Origin of the sequence: Streptomyces bluensis (assembly GCF_014650715.1) — a bacterium.
Taxonomy (GTDB): Bacteria; Actinomycetota; Actinomycetes; order Streptomycetales; family Streptomycetaceae; genus Streptomyces; species Streptomyces bluensis.
Genome location: NZ_BMVM01000007.1, coordinates 260226 through 273875 on the forward strand (window position 1 = coordinate 260226; position 13650 = coordinate 273875).

15 protein-coding genes are annotated in these 13650 nt (G+C 71.9%); 9 read left to right on the forward strand and 6 right to left on the reverse strand.

The genetic code is table 11. The features are described 5' to 3' along the window. The first annotated feature begins 16 nt into the window (after window positions 1–16). A complete protein-coding gene (gene pssA / locus IE262_RS19825) occupies window positions 17–799 on the forward strand; it encodes a CDP-diacylglycerol--serine O-phosphatidyltransferase (protein WP_373305089.1) in 783 nt (260 codons plus the stop codon). Between the two features lie 324 nt (window positions 800–1123). Here pssA and IE262_RS19830 read toward each other — a convergent pair whose 3' ends face one another. Together IE262_RS19830 and IE262_RS19835 are read right to left on the reverse strand one after the other, a co-directional pair. Next, on the reverse strand, window positions 1124–2242 hold the full coding sequence (locus IE262_RS19830) for a glycerate kinase (RefSeq protein WP_166681525.1): 1119 nt from the start codon (window positions 2240–2242) through the stop codon (window positions 1124–1126). A gap of 171 nt (window positions 2243–2413) precedes the next feature. After that, the gene (locus IE262_RS19835) at window positions 2414–2644 is read right to left on the reverse strand and encodes a hypothetical protein (protein ID WP_134028117.1); all 231 of its coding nucleotides are present in this window, start codon (window positions 2642–2644) and stop codon (window positions 2414–2416) included. Window positions 2645–2839: 195 nt separating this feature from the next. Between IE262_RS19835 and IE262_RS19840 the strand changes: the two genes are divergently transcribed. The 3 genes from IE262_RS19840 (at window position 2840) to IE262_RS19850 (ending at window position 5314) form a co-directional block, all read left to right on the forward strand. Continuing rightward, window positions 2840–3934 (forward strand): ADP-ribosylglycohydrolase family protein, encoded by a 1095-nt coding sequence (locus IE262_RS19840; RefSeq protein WP_189875238.1) that lies wholly within the window; start codon window positions 2840–2842, stop codon window positions 3932–3934. A gap of 77 nt (window positions 3935–4011) precedes the next feature. Further along, entirely contained in the window at window positions 4012–4503 is a 492-nt protein-coding gene (locus IE262_RS19845; RefSeq protein ID WP_134028121.1) for an NUDIX domain-containing protein, read from the forward strand. Window positions 4504–4579: 76 nt separating this feature from the next. Then, complete coding sequence (locus IE262_RS19850) at window positions 4580–5314, forward strand: SIR2 family NAD-dependent protein deacylase (protein ID WP_134028123.1); 735 nt, start codon at window positions 4580–4582, stop codon at window positions 5312–5314. Window positions 5315–5359: 45 nt separating this feature from the next. Here the strand turns inward: IE262_RS19850 and IE262_RS19855 are convergent, their stop codons facing one another. The 3 genes from IE262_RS19855 to IE262_RS19865 form a co-directional block, all read right to left on the reverse strand. Continuing rightward, window positions 5360–5842 (reverse strand): methylated-DNA--[protein]-cysteine S-methyltransferase, encoded by a 483-nt coding sequence (locus IE262_RS19855; protein ID WP_189875239.1) that lies wholly within the window; start codon window positions 5840–5842, stop codon window positions 5360–5362. Window positions 5843–5853: 11 nt separating this feature from the next. Next, complete coding sequence (locus IE262_RS19860) at window positions 5854–7350, reverse strand: DNA-3-methyladenine glycosylase 2 family protein (protein WP_189875402.1); 1497 nt, start codon at window positions 7348–7350, stop codon at window positions 5854–5856. A gap of 149 nt (window positions 7351–7499) precedes the next feature. Then, window positions 7500–9440: a heavy metal translocating P-type ATPase gene (locus IE262_RS19865; RefSeq protein ID WP_189875241.1), complete on the reverse strand. Its 1941-nt coding sequence runs from the start codon at window positions 9438–9440 to the stop codon at window positions 7500–7502. Between the two features lie 68 nt (window positions 9441–9508). On the opposite strand from IE262_RS19865, the gene IE262_RS19870 reads away from it, so the two are divergent. Next, window positions 9509–9877, forward strand: a complete 369-nt coding sequence (locus IE262_RS19870; protein WP_189875243.1) for an ArsR/SmtB family transcription factor — start codon at window positions 9509–9511, stop codon at window positions 9875–9877. Window positions 9878–9987: 110 nt separating this feature from the next. Beyond that, complete coding sequence (locus tag IE262_RS19875; RefSeq protein WP_189875245.1) at window positions 9988–10335, forward strand: VOC family protein; 348 nt, start codon at window positions 9988–9990, stop codon at window positions 10333–10335. On the opposite strand, the gene IE262_RS19880 is transcribed toward IE262_RS19875, so the two are convergent. Continuing rightward, complete coding sequence (locus IE262_RS19880; protein ID WP_189875247.1) at window positions 10313–11329, reverse strand: helix-turn-helix transcriptional regulator; 1017 nt, start codon at window positions 11327–11329, stop codon at window positions 10313–10315. The genes IE262_RS19875 and IE262_RS19880 overlap by 23 nt on opposite strands. Window positions 11330–11489: 160 nt before the next feature. Between IE262_RS19880 and IE262_RS19885 the strand changes: the two genes are divergently transcribed. From IE262_RS19885 to IE262_RS19895, 3 genes are all read left to right on the forward strand, one after another. After that, window positions 11490–11912 (forward strand): VOC family protein, encoded by a 423-nt coding sequence (locus tag IE262_RS19885; RefSeq protein WP_134028137.1) that lies wholly within the window; start codon window positions 11490–11492, stop codon window positions 11910–11912. A 7-nt stretch (window positions 11913–11919) separates the two neighbouring features. Further along, window positions 11920–13014 carry a winged helix DNA-binding domain-containing protein gene (locus IE262_RS19890; protein ID WP_189875249.1) on the forward strand — a complete coding sequence of 365 codons (1095 nt, stop codon included), beginning with the start codon at window positions 11920–11922 and terminating at the stop codon, window positions 13012–13014. 173 nt (window positions 13015–13187) lie between these two features. Next, window positions 13188–13625 carry a Fur family transcriptional regulator gene (locus IE262_RS19895; protein WP_134028141.1) on the forward strand — a complete coding sequence of 146 codons (438 nt, stop codon included), beginning with the start codon at window positions 13188–13190 and terminating at the stop codon, window positions 13623–13625. The last annotated feature ends 25 nt before the right edge of the window (window positions 13626–13650 follow it).

Here is a 13650-nt window from a genome sequence, read left to right on the forward strand (position 1 = left end):
CGACGACGAGGAGGAGATGCCGCTGTCGCTGCGCCTGTCGATAGCGGACACCCTGACGCTCGGCAACGCCACGTGCGGCTTCATGGCGGTGTACTTCACCACCACCGGCATCCTGATCCCGCACCTCACCGGCAGCCAGGAGTCCGGCATGGCCCGCAACAGCGCGGCCACGGCGGTCATCCTCATGCTGTGCGCGGCGGTCTTCGACCTGTTCGACGGCCTCGTGGCGCGCAAGCTGCGGTCCTCGCCGATGGGCGCGGAGCTGGACAACCTCTCCGACCTGATCAGCTTCGGTCTGGCGCCGGCGTACTTCGTCCTCGTCTACGGCATGGTCGCCGACGACGCCTACCAGCGGGTGGCGACGGTGGGAGCCGTCGTGGTGCTGCTCGCGGTGGTGCTGAGACTCGCCCGTTTCTCGTGCGTGACGGTGAAGGACGGCACGTTCCAGGGCATGCCGTCACCGTTCGGCGCGCTCACGGTCGTCTCGATCATCCTGCTGGAGCTGCCCTTCGTGGCGACGCTGCTGGCGATCCTGGGTACGGCGTGGCTGATGGTGAGCCGGGTCGAGTACCCGAAGCCGCGGGGGCGCCTCGCGGTGGCGATGCTCTCCTGGATCGTGCTGAGCATGGGGCTCCTGGCCGCATGGGCCTTCGACGCCCCCAGCGGACAGCTGCTGCTCCAGACGGGCTGTGCGCTGCAGCTGGTCATGGGTGCGGTGATCCCGCTGTTCGCCACGGCCCGCCGGGTGAACAACTTCCGCGGCAACCGGCGTGAGGCGCGGGCGGCGCAGCTGCCGTAGGCGTCCGGTGGACGTTGTGTGTGACGAGGGCCCGAACCACTCCGGTTCGGGCCCTCCTTCGTGTCGGGCCTCGCCGCGCGTCCGACCGGCAGGCGGATTTCGCCCCCGCCGCCCCTACCCGTCCCATCCCTGGGGGCTGCCGCCCCCAGACCCCCGCTTGTCGGCCTGAACGGCCTCGTCCTCAAACGCCGGACGGGCTGACGTTCAGCGAAGCCCCGGGGGTCCAGGGGGCGTAGCCCCCCTTGGCGGGGTCGAGGGGGCAGCGCCCCTGGGATGGGACGAGTAGGGGCGGCGGGGGCGAAACACCCCTGGCGGTCCCCGTCGTCAGGTCAAGAAGTCCCTCGCGAGCCGTTCCGCCACGGACTCCAGGATCGGGCCCGCATCCGCGATGCACCGCTGCACGTCGGGCTCCACCTCGGTCAGCGGGTAGGCACGGGCGATACCCGCCCGGCCAAGGGTCTCCGGTGACAGTGCGAGCCGGCCGCAGACCGCGACGACCTCCTTGCCCGCTGCGCGGGCGGCCGCGGCGACACCCGCGGGAGCCTTGCCGTGGAGTGTCTGTTCGTCCAGGGAGCCCTCACCGGTGATCACCAGCGTGGCCCGCTCCAGCGCGGGCGCGAAGCCCAGGACATCCAGCATGACCTCGATGCCCGGACGGAAACCGGCGCCCACGATGAGGGCGCCGTACCCGATGCCGCCCGCCGCACCCGCACCCGGCGAGGTGGCGTACTCGGCCGCCCGTGCGCCGATCGCCTCTTCCAGAACCTTCGCGAAGTGACCCAGCGCCGCGTCCAGCACCGCCACGTCGTCCGGGGTCGCCCCCTTCTGCGGCCCGTACACGGCGGGCGCGCCCTTGGGTCCGGTCAGCGGGTTGTCCACGTCGCTGGCCAGCACGAACTCGATCTCGGTGAGCCGGGGGTCGAGGCCCGAGAGGTCGGCGGTGGCCAGGGCGCTCAGTGCTCCGCCCCCGGGTCCGACGGGTTCTCCGTCGGCGTCGAGGAAGCGGGCCCCGAGCGCGGCCAGCATGCCCGAGCCGCCGTCCGTGGTGGCGCTCCCGCCCACACCGAACACGATCGTCCGCGCGCCCGCGTCCAGCGCGGCCGCCAACAGTTCACCTGACCCGTACGTCGTGGCGGTCAGCGGCGCGAACACCCCGGCGGGCAGTCGCTGCAACCCGCTGGCCTCGGCCATCTCGACGACGGCGGTGTCACCGCGCAGCGCGTACGCCGCCGTGACGGGCTCGCCGAGAGGGCCGGTGACCCGTACCTCCCGGCGTTCGAACCCGGCCGCGACCGCCGCGTCCACCGTCCCGTCGCCGCCGTCGGCCACGGGCAGCGCCTCGACCTCGGCCTCCGGCACGACCCTCCGCAGACCCGCCGTCACCCGATCCGCGACCTGCACGGCCGTCAGTGAGCCCTTGAACTTGTCCGCGGCGATCAGCACCCGCGCAGTTCCCGTCACCTGGTTTTCCCCTCACTCTTCGGGCCTTGCACATGTCAAGGCAGCCGCGCCGCAAGGACCCTAACCGGTGACAGAGGCCACTGCCCAGGGTGGACGCCCGGGTCTCGGGGCCCCCTGGGTCCTGTCATCAAACTCCCGTCTGCCTGGCGGCGCTCACTCCGGGACGGAGGCACCGCTGTGGTCGTAGAACTGGTGCATCATGGCGTTGCCGTCTCCGCTGGGCATGCTGATGTGCTCCATCACGTCCTCCAGGACGTCGTAGTCCCCGGTGAGGACGTGGATGTCGCCGGACTGGACGAGGGGCTCCGCGGGCGCCGCGTGGGCCGGGACCGCGGCGAACAGGGCGGCGAGGGACAGGGCCGCGAGCGTGATCGTACGGCTCATCAAGGTCATGACACTCCTGGCGCAAGGCGGACGATTGCCGTCCGGAACCAAACGGACGCCGGGAAGTAAACCAGGCGGACATCCCGTGTCGCCGTGTCCCTGGACGAAGGTTGACGTGAGTCCGGTACGGAGATTGACGCGGCGAACGGGGAGGCCGGCCGGGCGGAACCGCGCCGGATTCGGTAAACCGGACGTATGACCCCTCTGGGCACCGACCTCGCCGACCGCGTCCTCGGGGGCTGGCTCGGCCGGGTCGCGGGCAACATGCTCGGCAAGCCGGTCGAGCAGGGCGACCACTGGACGCGGGCCCGTATCGACCGCTACCTGCGGCAGGCCGGAGCCCTGCCACTGACCGACTACCTCCCCGAGCCCGCCGACGACGGCGACCGCCTCGCACTGCGCCCGGAGTGGCGCCAGTGCGTACGCGGCCGCGTCCACGGCAGCTGCCGCGACGACGACGTGGACTACGCGATCCTCGGCCTCGACCTGCTGGAGACGTACGGCTTCGGTTTCACCACCGGCCAGGTCGGCGAACTGTGGCTGCTGCGGCTGCCGTATCTGCAGACGTTCACCGCCGAGCGGGCCGCCTACCGCAATCTCGCGAACGGCCTCGAACCACCGCTCACCGCCACGTACGACAACCCCTACCAGGAGTGGATCGGCGCTCTGATCCGTGCCGATGTCTACGGCTGGACCTGCCCCGGTCTGCCCCGCCAGGCGGCCGCGCTGGCCCGGCGTGACGCGGTCCTGTCGCACACCGGCAACGGCGTGTACGGCGCGATGTGGGCGGCGGCGCTCATCGCGGCCGCGTTCACCGCGCCGACCGTGCGCTCGGCGCTCGACACCGCGCTCACGGTGATCCCGGCGGGCAGCCGCCTGGCCCGTACGGTGCGCCGGGTCCTCTCACTGCACGAGACGGGGCTGGGCTGGGAGGACACCCTGGTCACCCTGTCCGAGGAGACCTCCGGCCTCGGCTGGATCCACACGATCCCCAACGTCGCCGTCCTCACCGCGGGACTCCTGTACGGCGACGGCGACTTCACCCGGACGATCGCCCTCACCGTCCGCGGCGGCCTCGACACCGACTCGAACGGTGCCACCGCGGGCTCGGTGGCCGGCGTCCTGTGCGGCGCCGGGGCGATCCCCCCGCAGTGGAAGGACCCCCTGGAGGACACGGTCCGCAGCGCGGTGTTCGGGTTCGACGGGGTACGGATCAGTGAACTGGCGGAGCGCACGGTGCGGTTGGCTCGGACGGCGGACCGAGCAGCGTTCGCGGAAACGGCGCGCTGAGCCGCGCGCCCCGGACGATTCCTTTCGCCCCCCTCTCGCGCCCCGGTGGAGTCGCCGGTGCTCGTTACCCTTCCCGAATGACGACTCCAGACTTCGCCGCGTACATCGCCGGCCTGCCCCGCGTTCTCGCCGGGGCCGCCGCGCTCTTCCGGGACACCGAGGGACGGGTGCTGCTCGTGGAGCCCAACTACCGGGACGGGTGGGCGCTTCCCGGGGGCACGATCGAGTCGGACATCGGCGAGACCCCACGACAGGGCGCCCGGCGCGAGACCGCCGAGGAGATCGGGCTGGACGTGGAGCTGGGGCGCCTGCTCGCCGTGGACTGGGTCCAGGGGACGGCCCGGCCGCCGCTGGTGGCGTACGTGTACGACGGCGGGGTCCTCGGCGAGGACGACCTCAAGGCGATCCGGTTGCAGGAGGAGGAGCTGCTGTCCTGGCGCCTGGTGGAGCCGGACGAGCTGGCCACCCACCTCCCCGGAACCCTGGGCCTCCGTGTGCTCGCCGCGCTGGAGGTCCTGGCCCGGGACTCGGGGACGGCCGAGCTGGAGAACGGGAAGCGGGTGGGCTGAGGCCGGGGCGGCCAACGGGCACCTCAGCCGCGTTAACCGTTCGCTCCGCGTGGGCGGGCGCCCTACCCTCGGGCGCATGAAGAAGCCCCTCGTCGCCCTCCTCAGTGGCGCAGGCATCTCCACCGACTCCGGGATCCCCGACTACCGCGGCCCCAGTGGGCTGTGGCGGCGGGATCCGGAGGCGGAGAAGCTGGTGACGTACGCGTACTACATGGGCGATCCGGAGATCCGGCGGCGGTCGTGGCAGATGCGGCGGAAGAACCAGGTGCTGCGGGCCGAGCCGAACGCCGCGCACCGGGCCGTGGCCGAGCTGGAGCGGTCCGGGGTGCCGGTGCGGGTGATCACGCAGAACGTGGACGGGCTGCACCAGCTCGCCGGGATGCCCGCCCGCAAGGTCCTCGAACTGCACGGCACCGCACGATCCGTCGTGTGCACGAAGTGTCACACCAGGGTGCCCACTCAGGACGCGCTCGCTCGGGTCGAGGCCGGTGAGGCCGATCCCCCGTGCCTGGAGTGCGGGGGGATCCTGAAGACGGCGACGGTGATGTTCGGCGAGCGGCTGGATCCCGTGGTGCTGGGCGAGGCGGTCGCGATCACCAAGGCGTGCGAGGTGTTCATCGCCGTCGGCACCAGCCTCCAGGTGCAGCCCGCCGCCGGGCTCGCCGGTGTCGCCGCCGACCACGGGGCACGGCTGATCATCGTCAACGCCGAGCCGACGCCGTACGACGACCGCGCGGACGAGGTCGTACGGGAGCCGATCGGGACCGCCCTGCCGGAGGTGCTGCGCCGGTTCGGCGCCGCGAGCGCGTGAGCGGCCCTTCACGGCTGCGGATGCGGATGCGGATCGCGCGGTCCCTCAGAAGAGGGCCGTTCCCCGTTCGAAGTCCAGCAGGCGCTGCTTGCGCTCCAGGCCGCCGCCGTATCCGGTGAGGCTGCCGTCGGAGCCGACCACACGGTGGCAGGGGACGATGATGCCGACGGGGTTCCTGCCGTTGGCCAGGCCGACCGCCCGTGACGCCCTGGGGTTGCCGAGGGCATCGGCGAGGTCTCCGTACGAGCGGGTCTCGCCGTAGGGGATCCGTGTGAGCTGTTCCCAGACGCTGCGCTGGAACGGGGTGCCGTGCAGCCGCAGTTCGAGAGTGAACTCCTTCAACTCACCGGCGAAATAGGCCTTCAGCTGGTCCTCCGCCTCCCCGAAGAGGGTGTCGTCAGGCGGGCCGAAGGTCTCCTCCGGCGGGCGGTGGCGCTGGTGGGTCATGTAGAGGCCGCACAGGGCGCCTTCGTCCGCGACGAGGGTGAGAGGGCCGTAGGGGCTGTCGATCACGGTGTGCTGCTTCATGCTGAACATCCCTATACAGGAAGGAAGTTGATCGGGTGGCTGTCGGTCGCCCACAGGTACTGGACCGCGTAGGCCCGCCAGGGCCGCCAGGCCGCCGCGCGGGCGGTGAGCGCGGCCGGAGTCGACGGCAGCTCCAACTCCTGTGCGGCACGCCGGATGCCGAGGTCGGTGGGGAGGAACGCGTCGGGGTCGCCGAGGGCACGCATCCCGATGACGTCGACCGTCCAGGGGCCGAAGCCGGGCAGGGCGAGGAGCTGGGCGCGCGTCTCCTCCCAGTCACTGTCGACGCCCAGGTGGAGGGTGCCGTCCGCGAGGTGGCGGACGAGCGTGGTGAACGTCGTGCGGCGGGTCCGGGGCATCGCGAGGGACTCGGGGTCGAGGTCCGCGAGTGCCTCCGGGGACGGGAAGATGTGGGTGAGGCCGCCCTCGGGGTCGTTCACGGGCTCGCCGTGCGCGGTGACCAGGCGGGCGGCGTGGGTGCGGGCGGCGGCCGTGGAGACCTGCTGTCCGAGCACGGCCCGTACGGCGAACTCGGCCTCGTCGACGGTACGCGGCACCCGGCGGCCGGGGGCCTTGTCGATCAGCGGCGCCAGCACCGGGTCCGTGCGCAACTGGTCGTCCACGGCCACGGGATCCGCGTCCAGGTCGAGCATGCGACGGCAGCGGCTGATGGCGACGGGCAGGTCCCGCAGGTCACTGAGGGTGAGGCGGCAGGCGATGTGGTCGGGGGCGGGAGTGAGTCCGACGATGCCGTGGCCGTACGGGAGACGCAGGGTGCGGCGGTACGCCCCGTCGCGCCACTCCTCGACGCCGGGTACGGCGGTGGCGGCGAGGTGGCCGAAGAGGTTGTCGGGGTTGAGCGGGGCCCGGAAGGGGAGGCGGAGGGCCAGCACCCCCGGGGTGCCGGAGGAGTCGGCGGCCGTCACCGGCGGGGCGCACGACCGCTTGGCCGCCCGCTCGCGCAGGTCGCTCGGCGACAGCGCGTAGACCTCCCGCACGGTGTCGTTGAAGGTACGGATCGAGGCGAACCCGGCCGCGAACGCGATCTCCGCCATCGGCAGCGCGGTCGTCTCGATGAGCAGCCGCGCCGTCTGCGCCCGCTGGGCCCTGGCGAGGGCGAGCGGCCCGGCGCCCAGCTCGGCGAGGAGGTGCCGCTCGATCTGGCGGGTGCTGTACCCGAGCCGCCGGGCCAGCCCGGGCACGCCCTCACGGTCCACGACCCCGTCCGCGACGAGCCGCATGGCGCGGGCCACGAGGTCGGCGCGCTGGTTCCACTCGGGTGAGCCGGGGCTGGTGTCCGGGCGGCACCGCTTGCACGCCCGGAACCCTGCCTGCTGGCAGGCCGCCGCGCTCGGGTAGAACGTCATGTTCTCCGGCTTGGGCGGCACCACCGGGCAGCTCGGCCGGCAGTAGATCCGTGTGGTCAGGACGGCCGTGTAGACCCACCCGTCGAACCGCGCGTCCTTCGACTGCACGGCACGCACGCAGCGCTCGACGTCGGTGTGCATTCCGTTCCGCATGGATCCAGGATCGGGGACGAAGAGGGTGCGTGGCTGGCAGGAATCCGACATGAAGGTGCGGCGACCTGGGAACCGAGCTGGTCCTGTCTCGTGTGCTGCCGGCCGGCCCTCCCGGCGCCCTGCGGGACCCTCCCCCGTCAGACGCCCGACGCCGCCCTCCGCCAGGCGGATTCCCGCAACAGCCGCAGCCCGTTCAGGCCCACCAGCACGGTCGACCCCTCGTGCCCGGCCACACCGAGCGGCAGCGGCAGATTCCCGGCCAGGTCCCACACGACCAGCACGGCGATGCACGTCCCGGCGATGACCAGGTTCTGGGCGACCAGCCGACGGGCGGTCCGGGACAGCCGTACGACCGCCGGGATCGCGGTCAGCTCGTCACGCACCACGACCGCGTCCGCGGTCTCCAGCGCCAGGTCGGATCCGGCCCGCCCCATCGCCACACCGGAGTGCGCGGCAGCGAGAGCCGGCGCGTCGTTGACGCCGTCGCCGACGAACAGCACCTTGCGCCCCTCACCCTGGAAGGCTCGTACCGCATCCACCTTGCCCTCCGGCAGGAGGCCCGCGCGTACGTCGGTGATACCGGTGTCCGCGGCCACCTGCGCGGCCGTGGCCCGGTTGTCGCCGGTGAGCAGGACGGGGGACGTGCCGGTGACGGCGGTGAGCGCGGCGACGGCGGCGGGGGCGTCGTGACGGAGCCGGTCGGTGAGGGTGAGGGTGCCGACGGGGGTCGCGTCACGTTCGACGAGGATCACGGTTCCGGTTCCAGTCCCGGTCCCGCCGGTCTCGTCGGCGTACTCCCCCGCACGCCCGACGGTCACCTGGCGCCCCTCGACCGTGGCGCGCACCCCCTGCCCGGGCACGGCCGCGAAGTCCTCCGCGGGGGCGAGGCTGAGGCCGCGGGCGCGGGCGGCCGTCACGACGGCGCGGCCCAGCGGGTGTTCGCTGGGGTGTTCGGCGGCCGCGGCCAGCGCGAGGAGAGCGTCCTCGTCGAGCCCGGAGCCGGGCAGGGGCCGTACGTCGGTGACCTCCGGCGTGCCCTCGGTCAGGGTGCCGGTCTTGTCGATCGCCGACGCGTCGACCTCGCCGAGCCGTTCCATCGCCACGGCCGACTTGACCAGCACACCGTGCCGTCCGGCGTTGGCGATGGCCGACAGCAGCGGCGGCATGGTGGCCAGGACGACGGCGCACGGCGAGGCGACGATCATGAAGGTCATCGCACGGAGCAGGGCGCTGGTGAGGTCGGAGCCGAAGGCGAGCGGGACGGCGAAGACGGCGAGCGTGGCGGCCACCACACCGACGGCATAGCGCTGTTCGACCTTCTCGATGAAGAGCTGGGTCGGCGCCTTCGTCTCCGACGCCTCCTCGACGAGGGTCACGATGCGGGCGATGACGGAGTCGGCCGGGTCGCGTTCCACACGGACGCGCAGGGCGCCGGTGCCGTTGAGGGTGCCCGCGAAGACCTCGTCGCCCGGGGCCTTGGGTACGGGCAGGGGTTCGCCGGTGATGGTGGCCTGGTCGGCCTCGCTCTCGCCGTCCAGTACGCGTCCGTCGGCGCCGATGCGCTCGCCGGGGCGGACCAGGACGACGTCCCCCACGGCCAGTTGGTCCGTGGGGACGGTCTCCTCGACGGCGCCGTCCGCCGACAGCCGGGTGGCCGTCGCGGGGGCCAGGTCGAGCAGGCCTCGTACGGAGTCGGCGGTGCGGGCGGTGGCCAGGGCCTCCAGCGCACCGGAGGTGGCGAAGATGACGATCAGCAGCGCACCGTCCAGGACCTGCCCGATCGCGGCAGCGCCGAGTGCCGCGACGATCATCAGCAGGTCGACGTCGAGCGTCTTCTCGCGCAGGGCGCGCAGCCCTTCGAGGGCGGGTTCCCAGCCGCCGGCCGCGTACGCGATCACGTAGAGCGGCCCGTACAGCCAGGCGGGGGCGCCGGTCAGGTCCAGCGGGAACGCGAGCAGGAAGGCGAGGGTCGCGGCGAGGGCCCAGCGGGCCTCGGGCAGGGCGAGGACGCGGGTACGGCGGCGGGGCGCCGAGGGCGCGGACGGGCGGACCGGTGGTGGGGCGAGAGTCGTGGACACCCGGCCACCATACAGGAACACATGAAGACTCGTTCATTCCTTCAAGGGCGATGGGTAAGATGTACGCCATGGGTCATGGAGCCGTCACCGCCGCGCAGGACGCCACCCCTCGCGTACGCCTCGACGCGGCCAACGCCGCGAAGGTGGCCACGACCCTCCAGGCCCTCTCGACCCCGTCCCGTCTGCTGATCCTCGCGCGGCTGCGCGAAGGGCCGCTGCCCGCGACGGAGTTGGCGGCCGAGGTGGGCATGGAGCAGTCCGCGTGCTCGCACCAGTTGCGCCTGCTGCGCAACCTCGGACTGGTGGTCGGTGAGCGGCAAGGCCGTTCGGTGGTGTACGCGCTGCACGACCACCACGTCGCCGAACTGCTCGACCAGGCGGTGTACCACGTGGAGCACCTGCGCCTGGGGATCAGCGACGCATCTGAAGGGGACTGAGCGACCCCGGCGCCGCCTAGGACGTGTTGTGAAAGTGCGTGCGGCGGCGGACGGGCCGTAGTACCCCTGGACAGTCCTGGATCCGTGTCCGTTCTCATCCGGAGTCGTCGATGGCCGTTCGCCGTGTCATGCCCATCATCCAGTCAGAGGCCGCGCAGGAGAGCCGGGAGTTCTATGGCCTGCTGGGCTTTGAGGAAGTCATGGATCTCGGCTGGATCATGACGCTTGCCTCGCCGTCCACTCCCGCAGCGCAGGTCAGCGTGATGACCAGCGACAAAACCGCACCGGTCACCCCCGATATGAGCGTCGAAGTCGACGACGTGGACGCGGCTTACGCGGTCATGCGGGACAGCGGCGCGGAGATCGTTCACCCGCTGCAGGACGAGGAGTGGGGAGTGCGGCGGTTCTTCGTCCGCGATCCCAGCGGCCGCGTGGTCAACGTGCTGAGCCACCGCTGACACGCCTTGTCCGCCCTGGTCCTGTGGTGCCTGCGGCGCGGGCGTAGCGGGCGGCGAGGTCTGCGAATGCCGTGGCCAGTTGGGGTGGGCCGATGACCTCGATGTCGGTGTCGAAGCGGCCGATGGTGGTGGCGAGTCCGGTCCATGACCAGGAGCCGAGGGTCAGCCGGCAGTGATGGGGGCTGAGTTCCTCGACGATTCCGTCCTGGGCGAAGGGTGCGACTTCGGCAGCCGGGAGGTGGAGGACGACTTCTCCTTGGCAGGCCCAGTCGGTGGTGGTGCCGTCGTTGCCGCGGAACCGGCTGGTGATGAAGGTGGAGACGTTGCCGCCGGGGAGTTCACGCGGCGCGAAGCGGGGGCCGGTGGGTGTGCGGGGGCGGACGCGGTCGACGCGGAAGGTGCGCCAGTCCTCGCGGTCGAGGTCCCAGGCCACGAGGTACCAGCGATGACGCCAGGTGACCAGGTGGTGGGGTTGTACGCGGCGGGGGTTGTCGGCCGAGGTGCTCGCGCCCGGGGTGTGGTCGAAGCGCAGTTCCTCGCGGGCGTGGATGGCGCGGCCGAGATCCACCAGGACCTGAGTGTCGACCTGCGGGGTGTCGCGGGCTTCGGGCGGTGGGACGGCGGTGATACGCAGCAGGTCGATGCGGTGGCGCAGGCGGGGTGGCATGACCTGGCGGAGGGTGGCCAGGGCCCGGGTGGCGTTTTCGGCGACGATGGTGCCGGTGGCCGCGGTCTGCAGCGCGACCGCCAGGGCGACGGCCTGGTCGTCGTCGAACAGCATGGGTGGCATATGAGTGCCGGCCTCCAGGCGGTAGCCGCCGGCCGGTCCTTTGACGGTGGTGATGCGGTAGCCGAGTTCGCGCAGCCGGTCGATGTCACGGCGCACGGTGCGCGAGCTGATGTGGAGGCGCTCGGCGAGATCCTCGCCGGACCAGTCACGGTGCGTCTGAAGCAGGGAGAGCAGCGTGAGCAGCCGCGAGGATGTTTTCCGCATGAGTTCCATCCTCACCGCAGTACAGGACACACCCTGTCCTCTACCTCCGCCAGGGTGACATGCGAGCCGTTCGGGAGCCATCGCTCCTGGGTCACGGCAGCCGCCATCTGGGCCTGGACGGCCGGCGGCGTATTCGTCCTATCGAGGCAAGGAGCAGGTCATGTCCGTCACGACCACCACTCACCTGAACTTCCGGGGCACCGCACGTGAGGCGCTGGACTTCTACCGGTCCGTCTTCGGCGGACGTACTGTCGCGGTCACCTACAGGGACGCGGGTGCCGTGCAGAACGAGAACGAGGCGGACTGGGTGATGTGGGGCGAGGTGGCCGGCGACAACGGCTTCCACGTCATGGCCTACGACGTGCCCTCGCAGGTGCCCTGGAACCAGGGCGAGAACCCGTTCTTCGTCTCCGTACGCGGTGACGACGCCGAGGAGGTCAACGCCCTGTGGGGCAGGCTCGCCGAGGGCTCGACCATCGTGCGTCCGCTGGAGCCCGCGCCGTGGGCGCCGCTGTACGGCATGCTCACCGACCGCTTCGGCGTCACCTGGGTCCTGGACGTCACCGCCCCGTACAACGGCTGAACCAGCGATGACCGTCCTCGACAACCGGGCCCTCAACCGCGCCACCCTCGCCCGCCAGCACCTGCTCACCCGCAGCGGCACATCCGTGCCCGAGGCGGTGGCCCACCTGTGCGGCCTGCAGGCGCAAGAGCCCCAGGAACCGTTCATCGGGCTGTGGTCCCGCCTGGCCGGCTTCAAGCCCGGGCAACTGGACGATGCGCTGACCGGCCGCACCGTGGTGCGCACTCACCTGATGCGCCGCACCGTCCACCTCGTCACCTCCGACGACGCGCTCGCCTGGCGGGCCCGCCACGACACCATGCTGCGCCAGCGAGTGCTGGGCACCTACCGGCGCGAACTGGCCGGCCTCGACCTGGACGAGGTCGCCGCCGCCGGCCGCGCGGCCCTGGCCGACCAGCAGCCCCGCACCATGCGCGAGCTCGTACAGGCTCTCGAAGACCGCTGGCCGGGCCCACCGCGCCGGGTCCTGGGCGAGTTGCTCGTCGCAGCCCTCATCCCCATGGCCCAGCTCCCGCCCCGCGGCCTCTGGCAGCAGACCGCCGGCGTACGCAACCTGCCGTTGGCCACCTGGCTGGAACGGGACATCGACCCCCTGCCCGCCGGCGACAGCGATCCCGTCGGGCAGCAGCTGCTGCGCCGCTATCTCGCCGCCTACGGGCCCGCCGCCAGCGCGGACCTGCGCGCCTGGTGCGGCCTCGCCGGACTTCCCGCCGCTGTCAAAGCCGCCCGAGAAGAACTCGTCGTCTTCCGCGACGAACGCGGCCGCGAACTGCTCGATCTGCCCGACGCGCCTCGCCCCCACCCCGACACCCCGGCCCCCGTCCGGTTCCTGCCGGCCTTCGACAACGCCATCCTCGGCTACCACGACCGTGGCCGCGTCATCGACGCCCCCCACCTCGGTCTGTCCGTCGCAGGCCACCGCATGGTCCTCGTCGACGGACGCGTCACCGCCACCTGGACCGTACGCGACCGCCACCTCCGCATCAGCCCCCTCCGCCCCCTGACCGCCCTGGAACAAGAAGCCGTCCGCGCCGAGGCCCAGGACCTGACCGCCTTCCTCGACGAAGACATCGAGCACGTCCGGCTCGACACCGAGAGCTGATGGATCACGGGCCCAGTTCCCGGCCCCCGCACCGCGCTCCCAGACCGCCATCGGATCGGCAGCCCGTACCATACTGGGGCAAAACTGGAGCAAGTCACCACCCAAGCGACCGCGCCACGCTTGGGTTATTCATTCCCTTGAATCATTCGTGTTTATGCCGGTAGGTTGGGAGCATGACTGCACCCCAGACCCCGACCACCGCAGAGGAGCTGCGCGGTGCCGGCCTGCGGGTGACGGCCGCCCGCGTCGCGCTGCTCGAAACCGTCCGCGACGGTGACCACCTCGACGTCGAGGCGATCGCCGCCGGGGTACGCGAGCGCGTGGGCCATATCTCCCTTCAAGCCGTCTATGAGGCGCTCCACGCTCTCACCACGGCGAGCCTCGTACGCCGCATCGAGCCCCCCGGGAGCCCGGCCCTGTTCGAGGGGCGTGTCGGGGACAACCACCACCATCTCGTGTGCCGGTCGTGCGGTGTCGTCGCCGACGTCGACTGCGCGGTCGGCCACACCCCCTGTCTGACCGCGGCCGACGACCGCGGCTTCTCGATCGACGAGGCCGAGGTCATCTACTGGGGCGTGTGCCCCGACTGTTCAACCCCTCAAGCTGTCTGAGCACAGTGATCCACTAGTCCGGAAG